The following is a 19796-nucleotide window of genomic DNA, read 5'->3' as shown; positions in this document are numbered from 1 at the left end:
TGTTATAGAAGTATGACGATATAGGTCATAAATTGTTACAACTTCTGTTTAAAAACATTATAAGAACGAATATTAATAGTTAGTCTTGGTTAACGCGAAGGGTAATTCTTCGGTTGGTAATGATGTTTTTTGGACCAACATTTAGTTCAACTTCATTAGAGATGGTAGTATCATCGCAAATGAAACTTGGATTTGAGAGTACAACCCTAAATAGATGACCATCTAAATTTAATTCTGGTTGTATTATAGTGAGTTGATCCGTTTGTGCTCCCATGTATTGGCTGCCGTCTACAATATCATTGTAATTTGCACCGCCATTAATACTTACTTGCCATTGATAATTATAAGTGTTGTTCTCTGTAACGACAAATGTGCCGTTATTTGGTAAAAGTACTTTTTCGTTATTGGGTTGAATTGTTATAATAGGCCCACTTCCAGACTGTTGAAAATCAAAACTAGTATCATTATTTGAATCATTTGGAGTTGTATAGCCATTCAAACCACCCGATACTGCCCCATTTAACACGTTATAACCAGTTCCTTGAAGTTCACCAGTAATTGAATTACTTTCGGTAAATCCTGCTTCGATAACATCATTACATCCATCATTATCACTATCAATCTCATTGTAATCTGGAGTGCCGTCATTATCAGTATCTATGGAATCGTAGCCGACATCTAAAACGCCGCTATCTGCTGTACTTTCAACAATATCAAAAAGGCCATTTGTACCTACACTTCCATTACTAGCATCGATAATACCATCATTATTTGTATCTAAGGCTCCGTTATTGTTTTCAACAACATCAAAAATACCGTCGTTGTCAGCATCGACATCATAATTATTGAATACTCCATCATTATCTGTGTCCGGACAAGTTGGAGAAAAACTAACGGTTATTTGAATATCATCAATAAAATTCCCCACACTTATGCTACCTCCTGCAGTTGATATGGCTTCGAAAATAAAGAATGTATTATCTTGATTATTTGGAACGGTATAGGTTCCAGAATAATACCCCCAACTAGAAGTTCCATCCGTCATTATGGCTTCAGTAGTAGCAGAAATTAAGTCAGAACCTATTCTTACTTCGGCGACATCAACGCCACTTCTACCTCTATGTCTGACGGACCAATTTACTAATGAGCCTGGAGTCAAACATAAAATTTGATAAAGAGCGGAATTTTGTGTTGCATTAAGCTCTACAAATTGGTTCCCTTCAAAAGATGGAACTCCTAAGAAGCCAGTAGACCAAATTTCAATGCGGTTATCTGTTGCTGTTGTAAGCCATCCAGGTACGCTATTTTCATTTCTTAATCTATAGCTACTATTTGGGATTACTGGGTTTTCAAAACCTTCATTGGTTATTGGTTCTAAACAAACATTAATTGTACATTCTTCTTCATCTAGTACTCCGTCATTGTCATCATCAAGATCACAAATGTCTCCAACTCCATCGCTATCATAATCTTCTTGAAATGGGTTAGCCTCAGTCGGGCAATTGTCAATGCTGTCATTCACGCCATCTCCATCGGAGTCTTGTGCAAAACCCATTGAGACTAGAAATAAAAAAGATAATTGTATTAAAATTTGTGGTGATTTAATCAAAGTAGATGTCTAAGTTTAAAACAAAGCAAGACATGCAAATGTCCACTGGCAATTATTTGTGGTAAAAGTTAAAAAAGCTGTGGTATTTAATCGATAACCGTTGTATAAACCTTGATTTAGTGTCAAAATAAAAAGTCTCTTGAATATCTGATTCAAGAGACTTTTTATCATAGGTTTTGATTAAACTAATTATCGATAGAGCGTAAAATGACCGATGAATTCTCGCTGGTCACTTTCACCATTTAGCTTAATAATATACCAGTAATCACCAGTTGGTAAATTCGTGTCATTGTATAAACCATCCCAACCTTCTGCGTTATCTTCTAATCGGTATACTTTACGACCGTACCTATCAAAAATATTGATAAATATGTTTGGGTATTGATCTATGTTTTCTGGTATCCACCTATCATTCAATAAGTCACCATCAGGGGTAAAGAATGTCGGTATTTCAATATCAATGAACTCCATATATATTGAAGCCATCGCTTCACAGCCGTTGGCATCAACCACTCGTACCGTATAAGTATCTGTTCTAGTAATATAGAAAGTGCTTTCCTCGCCATTGTCCACATCATTGAAGTAATACGTATATCCTTCTAGGCCACCAGATACTGAAGCTGTGATTTCGTTCATATTAGATTGTTCAGCAACTACCATTAGTGGCATAAAATCTTCTATTTCAAAGTCTATGGAATTGACACAACCATTGGCATGTGCAATTGTTAAAAAGTGCTGCCCAGGGCTTAGGTTTGTAAAATTAGGGTCTAATACCATGTTTGCTGGATCGTCTGTATCAATGCCATATAAAACGTCTTCTGCTACAGTTTCGTCTTCAAGGGTAACTACTATACGATTGTCTGGTACATCACCCGAACATTCATATACTACTTCAATACCTGCATTAATATTTGCGCCAGCAGCAATTTCGATTATTTCATTAGAAGTACAATCATTTGCATCTTTAATGAAAACTACATAGGTATCACTAGCTAAACCGTCAAAAGTCATTTGATCAGCAACGAAATCACTATCATTATTACTATTCAAACTAGTTCGGTAAGGTGCTGTTCCACCTGTAATTGTTAAAGTGATAGTACCATCTTCATCGCCAGCACATATTTCTGGAGTGGCCGTATAGTCTATTTCAATTACATCAGGTTCAGTTATTTCGAACTCAATTAATTCAAAACATCCATTACTATCTTGCACCACTACATCATAAGAACTTGCCATAAGACCAGTAAATATGTTGCTTGAGTCGAATTGGTTTAGAGTAGGTGTTATCGCATATTGATAATCTCCACTACCACCAGTAACATTAAGCACAATACTACCGTCTGCGCCACCATTACAACTAATATTAGTAATTACTGGATCAACGACTAAAGGTGTAGGTTCGTCTATAATGATTTCTGAAGAAGTCGTTTGACAATCTTCACTTTGCACACTTATATAATAAGTACCTTGAGGTAAATCGGCAAAAACATCAGAACTTTGATATGGTCTAATTTCACCAGTTAATAAAGCATCTGAGAATAAACCATATTGATAATTTCCTAAGCCTCCGTTAGCACTTGCAATGATAACTGCTGTGCTATCGCCATTACAATTAATAATTGCTCCACTGGTATCAATATCTAAAGTTAAAGGTTCAATGGAATTCAACGTTATTTCATTTGAAATTGTTGAAACGCAATTGAAGCTATCTTGTATATAATATTGGTAAGTGCCAGCAGGTACATTGCTAAATAAATGGGAATTAGCACTATTTGTTTCGTTCATGGCATTAAAGTTAACACCATCAGTACTCCATAAATACGGTGCTGTACCTCCCATGGCACTAAGCTCAAGTTCTGCCCCCGACAAACAAGTTAAGTTTGCCGTGGTTAATAACATTCCTCTTGGTTCAACAGGATTAATTATTTCAACAATACTAGATTCAAATGAACAATTCATGTCATCTAAAACTGTAATACTATAAAATCCTGCGCCTAAATTATCGAATGCTGGTAAAGTTTGCGTGGTAGAGCTTTGAATCAAGTTCGTACCTAAAGCATCATTATAACTGTTCAATATATATCTATAATTTGAGGTAATATTTCTTGGGTTCAAACTTATGGATACCGAAGCATCAGTATCGCCCTCACAAACTAAAGTTGTCGCGGCTATATTACCGGAGATAGGATCTGGCAGAAGTAATTCAAATGCATTTGTGAACGTAGTTGAACAACCTAAGTTATCTGTAACTTCAACACTATATTGTCCGGCGCTTAAACCTTGGAAAAGATTAGAACTAACTTGTAAGGCATCATAAACTACACTTGTTGTTGTATTAGTTAAGATAATATCATAGGGTGACTCGCCACCAGCAATGGTAATACCAGCACTACCTTGGTCATTGCTGCATCCAACTTCGGTCAAATCAATCGGCTCAAGTGTAATTGGTGCACTTGGAGTAGTAATATTGAATGATCTAATTTGTGTACATTCTGGAAAACCATCTTGTATAACTTCAACAATGTAATTACCGGCAGGTACTGCAATTGCGGCCGTAGGACCAAAATCAGGAGAAGCCCCATTAATTATAGCTACACCGTCATCCGAACGGTCTGCAGGAGTGCCGTTGGTATCAAAAATATTGTAAGTAAAACTGCCAGTGTAAGTGGCATCACTCATAGTCAAGCGAATACTTCCGTCACCACCAAAACAAACAACGTCTGTCAATTTTTCAACCGTAACGTCAAATGTATTTGGTTCTTCTACATTATGAGTAACAACCGTTTCACAACCCGTATTAATATTTGTTACCGAAAAAGTATAAGATCCAGGTTGTAAATCGCTGAATTGATTATTTGCTAATTGAGCAGTACCAGAAGGCAACATTCTAAATTCATAGTTGGCAGGATTAGCCGTAAAATTAGTAATACTGCTAACTATATCTATAGAAATATCCTCTCCTAGATTGCCACAGGAAATAGCATCATCTATATGAACTGTTGGTGATCCTAGAACATCGAACGGTGCTATAATCGCCGTTGTCGAGCCAAAGCAACCATTATCATCATATACATTTATAGTGTAAACACCACCTGCAAAATCGGTTTCAATATATGTTGTATTTGTTCCCGACTGCACTGTATTTGGCGCTTCAACTGCGACTGTATTTGGATCATCTTCTTCAATGAATTCGTACCTAATAAAGTTTGAACTACCACCGTTTGCTCCACTTACAGTGATTGAAGCATTATTTGCGGTGTTACCAGAAGTACATCCAAATTCAACAATTGTCGGAGCCGGTACACTGATAGTACTTGGTTCAGATATTGGAATGTCAACACTAATGACTTCGCAATTATTGGTTGCAGCGTTACCAGTCACAGTAATGTTATAACCATTTGCTATTGCAGCTCCAAGTCCGGTGAAAGTTGCAGAATTTCCGGTAGTGCTTGTTGGCGCAATATTTGTCGCTACACCATCTCTTGATGTTATTTCGAAAGTATATGGTGCTGCAGCCCCATTAGTAGTAGAAATTGTTATGCTACCATCATTTGCACCTAAACAAGAAATATCAGTTGATATAATATTAGGGTCAATTACAGGTACAATTCTATTCGGTACATTGATTACAAATTCTCTATCACAATTTGCATTACTAGGAGTATTTGTATCAAAAATTGTGATGGTGTAGTCACCAGGCATTAATGTCTGATAATCAAAATTAGTTCCGGGTACTGCGGTTTGAGCAACTGTCGGAGCACCGGCAGTATTAGTAATACTGTACTCGTAGCTTCCAGAACCATCTAGTATATCGATATTTATAATTGCTTCTGGTGAAATAGTACAGTCAATTAGTTTTGTTAAAGAGGCATCAACAGCTAAAACTGGGTTAACTATAAAATTACTTTCTAGAGCTGTACATCCATTTCCATCCATTACATAGACATCATAAGCACCAGGAGTTGCATTGGTAAAAACACCACCATTATCCTCAAAAGAAGTAGGAGTTGGGTCGCCAGTTGCTACCATTGCATAACGCAGATTTCCTGCAACTGAAACACCAACTGCATTTACTGTGATTGGTGAAACACAGTTATCTTGTGTTACACTCAAAGTTGGGTTAGGGGCTAGGGATAAGGTAACAGTGTTCAATACAAATGGGCAGCTATATTGGTCATACAGCGTTACGGTATAATCACCTGCCGGCGAATTTACAGGAACTTCTATAGGATTGTCTATTGTGCCAGTTAATGTTGTAAAACCTACTGGACCGGCAAGATCATAAGTATAAGGGTTACCACCTCCGCCGGTAATACCAGTAACTGATATTAAACCTGGTAGATTACAAGAGATATCTCTAATATTAGTAGCTAAAGCGCTTAACGGAGCTAGCTCTGGTATATAAGCGTTCTCACTTGCACCTCGACAAGCATCAACATTACCGGCATCTACTTGAGTAATTTCTATGTAATATTCACCTTCTCCTAATAAATTAGTGGTAACAGTACTACTAAATGCAACTATTCCACCACTAGTTTGAATTGGGGTGTTATTCCCTAATTCGAATATCTCCCAATGCATATTTGGGTACGAAGTATCAGGAGTTAAATTGAATGTTATTTGACCAGTAGTTGCTCCTGCACATGTTGGAGTTATATCTGATGTAATTTCAATTGGTAAATCTACCAACGGAATCTCATTTACGTTCACATTACTTTGTCGAATACAACCAGAACCATCTCTAACATAGAATACATATGTTCTCCCAGGAACTAAAACAGGAACTTCAGGATATTGAGCTGTCGTTGGGTCAATGTTTGCAAAAGTATGTGAAGTCCCACTAGGTACATTATTTACCCAAACATTAGGGTCCAAAATAAAAGTATTGAAGTTTGCGGGATCATCTGTATAGGTGTAATCATATCCTCCAGTGTCATCACCTTCACTACCTTCCACGGTAACTTGTAAATCATTACAACCAATAACAATAGCTGATAAAGTAATATCTAAGTCATCAAGTGGAAAAGGAATTAAATAGCGATCAAAATCCTTTTGACAGAAAACACCAGGTGAAACTTCTACTCTAATAGAAGGGAAAACCTCTGTCCCTGAAAATGTAGGATTTGCTACTGAACCTCTAAGTTCATTAGAAACTTGCCAAGTTGTACCACCATCATTACTGTATTCTACAGTACCAGTTGGTGTAACAATATTGTCAAATTCAAATCCGAAGTCACTCTCGACAGTGCTTGCACAAGCCGCAGGTAGTATTGGAAAAATATCCGCAGTTATTTCGATTGCGTTATTAATGGTAATTGTTGTTGAAGTGATGTCACAACCATTAACATCTGTTATGGTTACTTCATAATTCCCAACACCAATACCAGCATAGTTTAAAGTGGTTGTTGTTATGTTAGAATTACTTCTACTATAATCGATACCGTCAGCCGGGCTTAAATCGACTAGAGAATAAGTATATGGGCTAGTGCCTCCACTCAGGGTAATATCTACTGAGCCAAGTCCGTCAAAACATTGAGGATCAGTTGGTGTAGCTGTGACTGTTAAAGGAGCTACAGGGGTTAGTATGATATCTTCAGTTAACGATGTACAAATAGCAGGGGCGCCATTATTATCTTGAACATGAATATCATATCCACCTGGATTAGCGGTTGCCATTACTTCTGTTATAGTTAAGGTGTTTGTAGCAGTAAATAGACCTGTTGGGTCGCTGTTTGCAGGTACAATGGCATAAAGTAAAGTTCCATTACCACCTGTTGCATTAACAGTTATTAAACCACTATTACAGGCACTTAGTGCTGTAACATCAACATCAACAATCATTTGAGTATTAATAACCACCGTTTGAGTGTTTGGAGCATTTGGACATCCAAATTGATCTCTTACTTCAATGTCATAACTTCCAGCTGAAAGTCCATCAAAAGTATGTGTGGTAGCTGTTGATGGGGTAGGAATTATCCAAGGTCCACCATCAATTCTAAATTCGTAGTTTCCATTGCCAGCTGTAACATTTACTACAATTGAACCATCATTTGTACCAGAATAACAAGCTGTTGGGGTTACATCAAAAACAATATTGTTTGGAGCTACAATAGTGACAGGGGTAGTAGATACCACATCGCAACCATTTTGATCCCTTACTCTTACTACATAATCGCCGTCAGTAATGTTAGTAAATTGAGTATTAGTTTGGTAAGCTGTAATTACAGCACCTCCAGAAGTTTCTAGTTGATATTCATATGCTGGATTTCCACCTGTTGCTGACGCTTCCAGTGTTCCACCAGTATTAAAACAAGTGAAATTTGCTGTTTGAACTAAAGACGGAACAATTACATCTGGTTCAGTTAAAGTTGCTGCAAAACTCGTCGTACAAGTATTATCGCTAACTTTTCTAATTTGAACCGTATAACTACCGTTTATTAAGTTGCTTGGTGTTGTTACTGGTGAACTTAAAGAAGTAGTCCAAATAATACCGCCATCAGTTGAATACTCAAATCCGGTTGCGGTATCAAAGTTGGAAACTTGAAAACGTATCGCACCATCGGAACCTCCATTACAACTCGGGTCGGTTGTACCTAAAAGATTAGCTGAGAATTCTTGATTATCTTCTACGATAACTGTTAAATCAACTGTCTTTTCACAAACTTCAGGTAATTGGTATGCCTGAATATCATCTAGGATAAGTTCGTTACCGTCGTCACCGCCTTGATTGCTTCTAAGGACGATACCTACATTTGTATTGGCTCCCGGGTTAAACGTTATTGTTCGTTCATGCCAATCATCAGCATTTGTGTTTTTTGGTATTTCAGCTGTGATTACATTATTTAAAATAGCACCAAATGCATCAATTAATTGAATTTCAATTTCTGGATTATTTCCAGCTGATCCGGTGGAACGTAAGTTGTAAGCATAAAATGTAATAGTAATATCCCTATTTGGTAAAACCTCGATATTACTTCTTTGCCATACTACGCTATTGAGGCCCACTAAATTATTACTTGGATTAATGGCGAAGAATCTACCATCTGTTAAGCCAGAATGATCATTTGGATTGCGATAAAAAGAAACTGGATTGGTGACCAAATTGGTTACAGCATATTCGCCATCAACCAAGATTCCTGCTGGACCTAAATTACAAGCCGTTGTAGTACCATTCTGAGGTTCATAACAATATCCAGGACCTATTTCTCCAATTTGGGTAGTTAATCCCGCTCCAAAATTTTCAAAAAATACTGTGCTTTGGGCCGGAGTAATACTGCTTGAGTACCCAACAGTTACCGTATGTGTGCCATCCGCAACATTAGTAAATACATTGTTATCTAAAGGTGTGTTTCCTGTACCGTTCAAAGTATAAGAATAAGTAAAGTCACTAGTGTTTGAAGGGTTTATGGTTATATTACCAAATCCATCACAATCATAATCAACCACCTGATTAAAACTAGGGTCAGTGGCCGAAGCAGGGACGGTTAAATCCATATCAAAAGTACAACCTAAGTCATCTCTAAGTACTAATTGATAGTTACCTGCTAATAAATTTTGTTCATCTATTGGTCCAAAATTAGCACCACCATCAAAACTATATTCATATGGAGCTTGACCTCCATTTGGGTTTAATATTTTAACTAATGCACCTGTAGTATTACAGGAAGCATCTTCAATAATAGTTGCGGAAGCCGTAAGTCTATATGGTTCTACAATTTCATATTCAAAAGTTTCAACGCAATTGGGCCCGCTTGTACCACTTGAGTCCATGACAGTAATGGAATATAAACCGGCTGGTAGATTTAAGAATGAATTGCTGTTTTGGTAGTTAATTCCGCCATCAAGGCTATATTGATATGGAGCGGTACCACCAGTTACACTAACTGTAAGTTCGGCATTCGAAGCACCTGAACAAGTTATTCCAGAATCTGAAGCCGTAATTACTGGACTTCCGTAAAAATCAATACTTATAGTATTCGAAATTGCAAAGCATCCATTACCATCAATAACAATAAATTCATAGTCTCCAGCATCTGTACTATCTCTGAATAAGAAATTTGAAGTAGTTTGCAAATCAGCCGGAAGAATATCAGACGGGTCTGCATATAGATCAGTTCCATCTTTACTCCAAATTGCCATAAAATAATCTGGGTCAGGAAGACCATTACTAGGAGTAACAGTTACAATACCAGAATTACACGTTATATGTTCGGAAACTACGGCACTTAATTGAGGGTCATCAATTTCAAGTACTGAAATTTGTTGTGAATCAAAACAACCATCTTGGGTACGAGTAATGATAATATAGTCTTCAGGGTTGACATTTGTAAAAGTGTATGTATTACTTGTTAATGCAGGTTGACTGCTAACTAAAGAACCTTGACCTCCATTGCTACCATCATCAAGTCGCAGTTCATAACTGTAGTTAGGTAACGCATTTAAAGCTTGAACGGTAATGGTGCCTAAAGCATTACAATCGGCAGGAGTGGTAGTTAAATCAACACTAAAATCTCTTTCTTGGATACCAATATCTGGTGTTTCAAAAATACAACCACCAATTAATGGAGTTCCATCAACTGGGTCTAATTGCGTCACCTGAACCTTATAAACACCACTTGTTGTAATATCAAAATTTGGTCCGTTATTAGCATTGTATGGTACAATTACATTATCATTATCCGCAGCATCAACAAGTTGAAAACCATAACCAGAACCTACATTGGTAATTCTGATGTTACCTGGTGTGCTACAAAGAATATCAGACGCAGTGTGTTGAACGTCTAACTCATTTTTGAACACATTAAAGTAAAAACGACTGAAACAACCATTGAGGTAGTTGATAACTACTCTAAATTCGCCACTTTCAGTAAGTGTAAAGTTGTCTGTTGTTGCTACAGTATTCCAAGTACAAGTACCATTTTTATTAGCACAATCATCACCAGTATCTGAACAACTAGCTTCGTCAAGTTTTTCCCAGGTGATTCCTTGTGCATCTGTGATACCTAATTGAATAGTAGCTTCGTCATCTGCACCACATAAAAATATTTTTGGTAATAAATCTCCATCAATAGAACAGGTTACAATCTGACCTTGCATGTCATTGTCGGGATTGGCATCACCATTTACTTGATTAAAATAATCAACAATAGGGTTAGTTTGAGTTGTTCCGAAACGTTCTACCGTTATACGTTCTACTAAATCAGGACAGGTTCCACCTGCAGATTTTTGAACAATATAGTCTCCGATATTTGTTACGAATAAAGTACTTGGATCACTGTCCGGATCACCATCATTTTGGGCAATATCAGTTCCGTCAACTACTCCATTACTATTGGTGTCTAAAAACCAGTTATAAGTTGTAAATCCTGAACCAGCAGTTAAAATGGTATTATCACCACAAAGCTGTACCGTTCTAGCTTGATTACATCCTGTTAAATCATTAAGTATTGAATTACTCGCAACTTCAGGTGTTCTAGGACAAGCCGTAATTGAAGGAGAGCCGTTTTCGTCTGTAAAAACAGCAGTATTAGTTTCTCCTTCGTAAGTAGAATATGCTAAATTTTCTAAAGTTGAAGAACATGCTGCAACAAATTCTGAACAATTAGCTGCAATTGTTACTTCAATTCTAATACTATATTGTGGATCTCCAACTTCTACAAGATTATCTGGTATTTGAAAAGTAAGTTCATTGGTTACCGGATCATAAGAAGGAGCCGGTGTTCCTGGCGCGTTAGATAGGTCAGCAGTATTAAAAGTAACGTTGTTAGGTAAAATATCTCTTATTGAGTAGTTTACTGCATCATCATCACCGGTGTTTTGAAATCGTAAAACGTACTCAAAAGTTTGCCCAAGACTAACATCTTGACCATTAATATCATTTCCACCTAAGTCTTCAGAAGTATTTTCTAAAAGAATTTCTGGTGCAAGTACTCTTACATAAGAAGCATCATTTACGGTTCCATCAACCGGATCAACATCAGGTGTTCCATTACCGTATACTCCATCGTCTCCACCATCAGCATTTTCATCTTTATAGAATTCATTTGCATCACTACAACCGTCATTATCACTATCTAAATCTAAGCTATCTGGAAGGCCATCATTATCAGTATCTCTACAAACTGGAACATCCGCAATATTAATTTTTATATCGTCAATAAAGTTACCTACCGAAAGACTCCCACCAGCTGTTGATACCGCTTCAAAAATGAAGACGGTATTAGTTTGACCTAAGGGTACTGTATACGTTCCGGTGTACAAGCCCCAAGCGGTATTATCATCAGTCATTGTACCTTGTTCAGTCGCCGATGCAAGGTCAGCACCAATTCGTAGTCGCATAACATCTGTACCAGACCTACCTCTGTGTCTAAAGGACCAATTCATTACTGTACCAGGTGTCAAACATAAATTTTGGTAAAGCGCTGAGTTCTGTGTGGCATTTAGTTCTGCAAACTGATTTCCATCAAAAGCATCTACACCTTGAAAATTATCAGACCAAAATTCAATATTTCCATCAGTGGATGTTGTTAACCAACCTGGAACACTAGATTCGTTAAGAATTCTATAAGTAGCATTAGGAATTACTGGAGATTCAAAACTTTCATTTACTATGGCTTCAAAACAAATATCTGCTGCACATTCTTCTGTATCATAAATACCATCATTATCATCATCTAAATCGGTTATATCTCTAACCCCATCGTTATCATAATCATTATGAACAATAATGCTTGTTGATGGTATATCTTCAGATGTGTTGGTATCTACTTGATCTTGGGTATGTGTTACAGTATTGGTTAAATTAACTAAAGGTAAAATATCTATTTCATCACCACGAACTTCAAGCTCTAATTCTGCCGTAAGGCCACCGTCAAGAGTTCCAATATTCCATGTATTTCCGCTCCAACTACCATGTATAGTAAAAGCACTTACAAATGAAAGACCTGCTGGAAGATTATCGGTTAATTGTAAATTTGTTATGGGACCAACACCAAGGTTTCTTACTTTAATTGTAAAGGTAGCGGTTTCACCTTCCATTATTTCTGGTTTGTCAACCGATTTATTTATAACAATATCTGGATCACAATAGAGCGCTCTAATTATATTACTGTCATAAGTACAGGGTCCTTTGGTTCCTCTTACGAAGAAGTCTCCTGCACCTAATGGTTGATAATTTGGACTATTAGCTCCAGGAATAAGAACACCGTCTTCAAACCATTGGTAAGCATCAAAATTACTAGTAGCTTCATATATTTCTGAACCAACAAAACAACCGGAACCTCCACGAATTTCTAAAATCACTTCAGGTACGGTATCAAAACCGGAGAAATAACCTGCAACACCACGTGCTCCGTTATAACCAAAAAATCCAACCGCCATGGGACCTGTAGATTGTACATCTACATTGCCATTTAGATTTGGTATAAAAAATGTTTTCCAATCGCTTGAACCCATTACTGGGGTTGAAGCCGGTAGGGTAACGGGCCCATTACCATCAGTGACCTGTATATTAGTGTCGGGAGTATTGACTGCGGCAATAATAGTTACTCCACCAGTAACATCAGTACCTGCCATATTTCTAATGTCAGGAATGTTATCCATAACATCTGGTAAAAGACAGTTAACTGGTGCCACAAAATTAAGACCTTGAGTATATGCTGTTGACGCACCCGCCATACATTGATAAGCATAAACGTCTTTAGAAGTTTGTACAAACATATTTGCACCAACAGTATTTGCAGAGAAATATGAACTTGGAATTTCATAATAGTCACCTTCATCTATCGTAGCAATTGGAAGAGTCCCTCCATTCACATAAATTTGAGTGTTATCGTAAGTTGCAATAACTAAAGGGAATTCTGTCCATCCATTAGCATTACCATTACCTCTAACAAAAACATATTCTTTACCTAGTCTATTTTCAGGAACCGGTTGGTCAATACCGGCATCTCTGTTTGAAGCCCCAACTTGTCGACCAAAGTTTATAGAACCATTACTGATTACAATATCTTTATCAGATTCAACAGTTGCTCCAATCCAACCATCTTCGTGTGCTTGGGTTGGTGCTGTACCAATATAAGTCTCAAAAACAAAAGACTCATTGGCATTCAAAGTAATCGTATAAGTATCATCAGTTATCCCCGCTCGGTCATTACCTACTCTAAATTCACAACCCGGATCATATCCGAAAAGCCGAACTGTAGTATTATCTTCAGTAGCCATTATACCTAGTGTATTCGATTTTGAAGAATGTGAACCTAAATTTGGTACACCACCCCATTTAAAACGTTGGCCCATGGCTTGCCTACCTTTTGCAGTTAAGGAAGCTGATTGCGCAGAACTACTTCCGCGATAGTTTACATAAAACTTATTTCCGCTTGGTGATTCAAATCGTAATCCGCTATTATTTAAAATAACACCTGTATTGGTGTTATTTACTAAAATGATATTGTTATCACCATTGCTCATGGAGTAGACAGCTGGACTTACATTCGAGATATTGAACGTTGCTACAGGTGTTGTGCTAGTACCTTGGTATGCATTAACAGTAAACGTTGTTGGTTCAGGAGTAGACAAGTATACCGCTTGCTCTCTTATACCGGCATTATTTTGACCTTGCTTTAAAGGTGGTAGATAATGAAGATCACTTAGTTGTGCATTAATAGATAAACTAAATCCTATTACGAAGAATAAAAACAGAATTTTTTGGCGCATTAGTTTAATTTTATGGGTATTTTTCATTTTACCGAACTTCAAAAAAACTATAACTACTAGAGGTCAGCAATAATATGTTGTAAAACCCCCTTAGAATGTTGGTAACGCAAGGAATTGTGTAAATTGGCAGTAAGATTTATTTTTACTTTGTAAGTACTTGAAGTTAAATATGTAAGCTTTTGTAAGAAAAAACGGAAAAAACGTTTAAAGGGTGCTAAACCGTTTTCAAGGCTAAATGTGATTAACTAAATACCAGGAAAATGTCGGACGAAAAGTTAATGTCGAAAAAAAAACCAGCTTTTTCCGTAAGCAAAAAGTTAGATGAATATTTAAGCTATTATAGTCGAAAAATTGAAATCCCAATTTTTTATGAAGACTTGCTAAGGTTTTCTGGTTCAGTAACCGTATATGATTCCAATGATCAAGATACACTTTGGATAAGAGTTTATTATTCCGAGTTTGAACGCAAAGAAATTGATGATAGTTTGAAAAAGGTATATTCTATTCTTCATTCAGATGGTAGTAATAATATACATCAATATCTAAATGTTGATGCTGTTGATTTTTGCACTTTCGGAAATTCAAAACCATTCCGAATTAAAATCAGAAATATTCTAAATGATAATTTCACTTATTTCTACGTGAAGAAAACTGATGCTTCTCGTATTTATGGTTTAGAATTAGAGCACATGTTGTCACCTTATAACTTGAATTTTTTGGTTTATAAGGATACCCTCATAGAAGAACATATTGCTGGTATTCCTGGTGATGAGTTCATTAAAAATATGTTGCCAAAATGCTCCGAACCCGAAAAGGCACAATTAGCTAAAGAATTTGTAAAGTTCAATGAACGCTGTATGATTCGTTTATTGGGTGACATGCGTTCGTATAATTATGTTATTGTGCCTGTACATGATTTTGATCATGTGGTTTATCGCATTAGAGCAATAGATTTTGACCAACAGTGTTTTGAAGGAAAATTAAAAGTGTATCGCCCTCAATTTTTCAAAGAGAATTATCAAATGGTTGAATTGGTCAGAGGTAAATTGTTGCGAGATTCAGTAGATCAATATAAATTAGAAGAACGTTCAATTGTAGCCAAAAGAATATTGAGCTCTGGGGTTCGGATAAAAAAATTGAGGAGAATATGTAAAACTGACATCATTTCTAATGAAGAGAACATAAAGATGCTTGCAGAGCAAATTTATGAGTTGACGTTAGATGTAAATTTTAAGCAATGTAAAACTATGGGTGACGTACTTGACCTTGCCTTAAATTTTGTAAAGCGAAATTATGAAGATGTTAGTATGAAACAGATTATTGAGCAAAACATTAAAATTTCTTAATATTTCAGAATTATATTTAGCTCTTCTGCTCCTTATTAAAATATACTAGGTAGTAATACATTTGACGTTCTTCATCCCAACCCTTTTCTACAAACTTTTCAGCTGATTCTGGATTTATAAAATCCATTTTAATTTGAACGTTAGTATCTAAATTAATGACGTTTTTTATTTTTTTACGAGCATCCGAAACTGCCTTATTAGCAATGTCAAAATTTGAAACATCTTCAATACTAAATTTAGGCCCCTTTTCAACTTTATAATGTTTGAATTCTGGTATTAGTTCTGGATTTTCAATTACCTCATTTAAAAAGTTAGACTCTTCAAAAGCATCATTTTTCGCAAAATGATTTACTGCACGATTCATAAATAATACTTCTTGTTGTTTATCTTCAGCAGGAAGTACCACATCTTTTGCGAAGTTTTGGCAAAATTTTAAATAGTTTTTTGTTTTGAAATTGTCGTCGGAAAGTGGTTCAAGACCTAAAAAGTTCTCTAGCCAATATTTTGCGTCATAGCGATTGCTATCAACCGATAAAACTTTATAGCCTTCTTCTTTAGCTTCATTAAAAATTAGGCAACCTTTATCAAGTTTATTAATATTAATACCTTGTCTAATTATAATTTCTAGGTTTTCACTTTTTTCTTCAAATTGCAAAAAATCGTGTTTTAATTCGCTTTTGAATATTCCGACCCCGTCAACTTTTTGGTTGTCTAAAACCAAGTCAGAAAAGTGAACTACATATACCTCACCACTTTTTATATGCGGATGATTAGATTGTTCAAATAAATGAGTTGTAATGTTTTTAGAAATTAAATGCGCCTTAGAGGGCTCAGTGAATATTTCAGAAACAGCTTTATATATTTCATTAAATTCAACATCTACTTCGTTAGAAAATTTAAAATAATTCTCTTCTTTTTCACGAAAGGGTTTAAAGAAGTATTCTTTTAAAAGCCCAGACATTTCATCGTTTAAACTGTAAGGTTCGTTGGATAAAAAGACACCTTCATTTTTATTTTTATTTCCTACTCTGTGCAATGAAACACTTTCAATTTGTGCGTTATAGAAGTTGAGCATGTGTGCTTTTAAAAATTATTTATTAAAAAGATTAGCTTTTTTTAAAATATGAATTAGTTCCAATTTTCATCAAAATCAAGATCACCGTAATTGTCTAAATTATCATCAAAATCGATTGATGGTTTAGATTCGAAATTCTTTTCAGGTGGTGAGTCTGGTAATTCACCAAAACTAAATAGAATATTTGGGTAAGCACGCCCGTCCTCTTTTTCAACAATATCGGCCAATTCTACAAAGAAAGTCCACATATTGAAAAAGTCATATACGTAAATTAATTTTGGGGATTTTTCATTTAAAATAGCATCCAGATTGGTTTCATTCATGAGCATCACTTCAGAACCGTTCTCGCTCATATCAAAGAGGGCAATTTCCTCATCTTGATTCCATTCTTCATCACAAGTATAAAATGAAGCCATTTCGTTACCCATAAAACCAAACGCTTGGGTGATGGCATTATGAAGCTGTTCCATATTTTGTTCAGCTTCGATTTCAAGGTCTCGAAAAATGTCTTCTTGAGTATCAAGAATAATTCTGATTTTATAAATCATCCTTTAAAAAATTGGGTGGGGGTAAAGTTACAAAGATTTGTCACTTTTGTTCCATAAAGATGCTTCTAAAACAAGATAAAACTGAATTCCGAAAAGTAAGCTTGCTAAAACCAAGTGCAAAGGTTGACTTGCAAAAGGAAAATCAAAATAATACATCAGTATACCTGTTCCTATTTCAAGAAAGAGTATGGTAATTACCCAATTTATTTTTTTAAAAGGCAATTTAGATTTTCTAATCTTCCAAAATAAATAGAAGTTTAAAAATAAAACGACAATGGATAAGGAACGATGAATATAAAACTTAATAGTAGGGTTTTCTAACCATAAATTTTTAGCAGTTTCACCTACTGTATCTATTTGTTTATCAACAAATTGCCTCACTTGTGTACCTAAAATAATCTGAACTAATGTTAAAACAAGGGCGCTTGTAAATAAGAGTTTAATTTGATTTCTAACTTTTACATTCAATGATCTTTTACTTGCCGTAAAAATTAAAAATAAAAGAAGCGCTACAATAACCAGCGCCATAAACATGTGCAACGTAATTTTAACCGGTTCCAATACAGAGTAAACAACAGTTGCGCCAAGCCATGCTTGAAAGCCCATACCGAAAACCACTAGCCAAGAAATTAGTGTTATTTTTTTATCGCTTGACCAATATTTTAGTGATAAGAGTGCTAAAAAAAGTGTGGCTAAACCAGCTAAAGCTCCAAGTAATCGATTTATATATTCAATCCATGTATGCCAAACATTAAATACAGCATAATCATGTTTGGTGTACATTTCCCAGTTTATAAGGTCTATTTTATCGGTTGAGGTAAAGTTGTTTTTTGCAACTTGAAGTTCTTCATTATAGATTATTACTTGCCCTTTTTCAAATTCATGATTAGGACTCCAAAGTAATGTTTCGACATCAGTTGGTGGAACATAATACCCGAAGCATTTAGGCCAATCTGGACAGCCCATACCACTGCCCGTCATACGAACCACAGCTCCTGCTATAATGACTAGATACACTAGTACTAAAGATATTTTTGCAAGTTTTAAAAAGTTTGTGCTCATAGACTTACTGGTTTTAGGCCAATTTTTTCTCCTTCAACCAACATATATTCGAATGCTTCGTCGTGCTCGTTAGCAATTTCCCCTGTCAAAATAGCCTCTTTAATGGCCTCTTTAATTATTCCGATTTCTTTTGAAGGTTTTAAATCAAAAGTTTTCATAATCTCTTCACCTGAAACCGGCGGTTGAAAATTTCGAATTCGATCTCGCTCTTCAACTTCAATTATTTTTTTTCGAACTATTTGAAAATTTTTGAGATACCGTTTTTGTTTTTTTGGATTTTTAGTGGTGATATCCGCTTCACAAAGGGTCATTAAATTGTCAACATAATCACCAGCATCAAAAACCAAGCGTCTAACAGCTGCATCGGTAACATGATCTTCAGAAAGTATGACGGGTCTAGAACTCATTAGTACCATTTTTTGAACAAACTTCATTTTATCATTCAATGGCATTCGAAGTCTTTTAAATAATTTAAAAACCATTTTCGAACCTACAAATTCATGTGCATGGAAAGTCCATCCAATTTTTTTATCAAAACGTTTAGTGGGTGCTTTTCCAATATCATGTAATAGTGCAGCCCAGCGTAACCATAAGTTATCTGTGGTTTTTGAAATATTGTCTACCACTTCTAGTGTATGCCAAAAGTTATCTTTATGTTTTTGGCCTTCAATTTCATCAATGCCTTGAAGAGCTGTTAATTCAGGCAGAATGATTTGCAAAAGACCAGTTAGGTGTAAAAGTGAAAAGCCAATTGACGGTTTATCGGATTGAATTATTTTATGGAGTTCATCAACAATACGTTCTTTTGAAATAATATTAATTCGTTCTTTATTCTCAGTAATTGCTTTTAAAGACTGCTCTTCAATTTTGAAATTGAGTTGTGTTGCAAAACGAATAGCCCTCATCATGCGTAAAGGGTCATCTGAATATGTAAGCGATGGTTCTAAAGGTGTACGTAATATTTTTTTGTCTAAATCACTTAGTCCATTAAACGGATCAAGTAGTAAACCATAGTTTGTGCTGCTCAACGAAATTGCCAATGCGTTAATGGTAAAATCTCTTCGGTTTTGATCATCTTCTAAAGTGCCATCTTCAACTATCGGGTTTCTGCTGTTTCTTTGATAACTCTCTTTTCTCGCACCTACAAATTCTAGTTCTAGGCCTTCATACTTAATCATTGCAGTACCAAAGTTTTTAAAAACTGATACTTCGGTATTTCCTCTGAGTTTTTTAGAGATAGCTTTCGCTAGCTCAATGCCACTGCCTACGGCAACAATATCAATATCTTTTGCAATACCTCTTTTTAAAAGAAAGTCCCGTACAAATCCGCCTATAACATAGCAGTCTAACCCTTGTTCATCGGCAGTTGTGCCAATGGTTTTAAAAACAGGATTTGTTATGGCTTCTTTGAGGTTCATTATAATTTGTTAGAGCTTAGGTAC

Annotated in this window: 7 protein-coding genes; 1 reads left to right on the top strand and 6 read right to left on the bottom strand. The window is 35.8% G+C overall.

Going from position 1 to position 19796, the window contains the following annotated elements; all coding sequences use genetic code 11:
* Nucleotides 1-79 precede the first annotated feature (79 nt).
* The gene (locus tag RM520_RS10930) at nucleotides 80-1609 is read right to left on the bottom strand and encodes a thrombospondin type 3 repeat-containing protein (protein ID WP_311388038.1); all 1530 of its coding nucleotides are present in this window, start codon (nucleotides 1607-1609) and stop codon (nucleotides 80-82) included.
* A 189-nt stretch (nucleotides 1610-1798) separates the two neighbouring features.
* Entirely contained in the window at nucleotides 1799-14323 is a 12525-nt protein-coding gene (locus RM520_RS10925; protein ID WP_311388037.1) for a T9SS type B sorting domain-containing protein, read from the bottom strand.
* A 260-nt stretch (nucleotides 14324-14583) separates the two neighbouring features.
* Between RM520_RS10925 and RM520_RS10920 the strand changes: the two genes are divergently transcribed.
* Nucleotides 14584-15669, top strand: a complete 1086-nt coding sequence (locus RM520_RS10920; protein ID WP_311388036.1) for a hypothetical protein — start codon at nucleotides 14584-14586, stop codon at nucleotides 15667-15669.
* A 16-nt stretch (nucleotides 15670-15685) separates the two neighbouring features.
* Here RM520_RS10920 and RM520_RS10915 read toward each other — a convergent pair whose 3' ends face one another.
* From RM520_RS10915 to RM520_RS10900, 4 genes are read right to left on the bottom strand one after another with little or no spacing between them, the layout of a single operon-like run.
* Entirely contained in the window at nucleotides 15686-16744 is a 1059-nt protein-coding gene (locus RM520_RS10915) for a nucleoid-associated protein (RefSeq protein ID WP_311385735.1), read from the bottom strand.
* Between the two features lie 53 nt (nucleotides 16745-16797).
* Nucleotides 16798-17292, bottom strand: a complete 495-nt coding sequence (locus RM520_RS10910) for an IS1096 element passenger TnpR family protein (RefSeq protein ID WP_311385734.1) — start codon at nucleotides 17290-17292, stop codon at nucleotides 16798-16800.
* A 27-nt stretch (nucleotides 17293-17319) separates the two neighbouring features.
* On the bottom strand, nucleotides 17320-18354 hold the full coding sequence (locus RM520_RS10905; RefSeq protein WP_311388035.1) for a COX15/CtaA family protein: 1035 nt from the start codon (nucleotides 18352-18354) through the stop codon (nucleotides 17320-17322).
* Nucleotides 18351-19772, bottom strand: coding sequence for a CCA tRNA nucleotidyltransferase (locus RM520_RS10900; RefSeq protein WP_311385732.1), 1422 nt, complete (start codon nucleotides 19770-19772; stop codon nucleotides 18351-18353). The genes RM520_RS10905 and RM520_RS10900 overlap by 4 nt, the downstream gene beginning before the upstream one ends.
* Nucleotides 19773-19796: the final 24 nt, after the last annotated feature.

This window comes from Croceitalea vernalis (assembly GCF_031846405.1).
GTDB lineage: Bacteria > Bacteroidota > Bacteroidia > Flavobacteriales > Flavobacteriaceae > Croceitalea > Croceitalea vernalis.
Note: the sequence above shows the minus strand (reverse complement) of the source record. Positions and strands in the feature narration are given on the sequence as shown.

What these genes read in the sequence shown, in the direction of transcription:
- RM520_RS10915 (WP_311385735.1), bottom strand. Translation starts at nt 16,744, where the DNA reads ATGCTCAACTTCTATAACGCACAAATTGAAAGTGTTTCATTGCACAGA.
- RM520_RS10905 (WP_311388035.1), bottom strand. Translation starts at nt 18,354, where the DNA reads ATGAGCACAAACTTTTTAAAACTTGCAAAAATATCTTTAGTACTAGTG.
- RM520_RS10920 (WP_311388036.1), top strand. Translation starts at nt 14,584, where the DNA reads ATGTCGGACGAAAAGTTAATGTCGAAAAAAAAACCAGCTTTTTCCGTA.
- RM520_RS10925 (WP_311388037.1), bottom strand. Translation starts at nt 14,323, where the DNA reads ATGCGCCAAAAAATTCTGTTTTTATTCTTCGTAATAGGATTTAGTTTA.
- RM520_RS10900 (WP_311385732.1), bottom strand. Translation starts at nt 19,772, where the DNA reads ATGAACCTCAAAGAAGCCATAACAAATCCTGTTTTTAAAACCATTGGC.
- RM520_RS10910 (WP_311385734.1), bottom strand. Translation starts at nt 17,292, where the DNA reads ATGATTTATAAAATCAGAATTATTCTTGATACTCAAGAAGACATTTTT.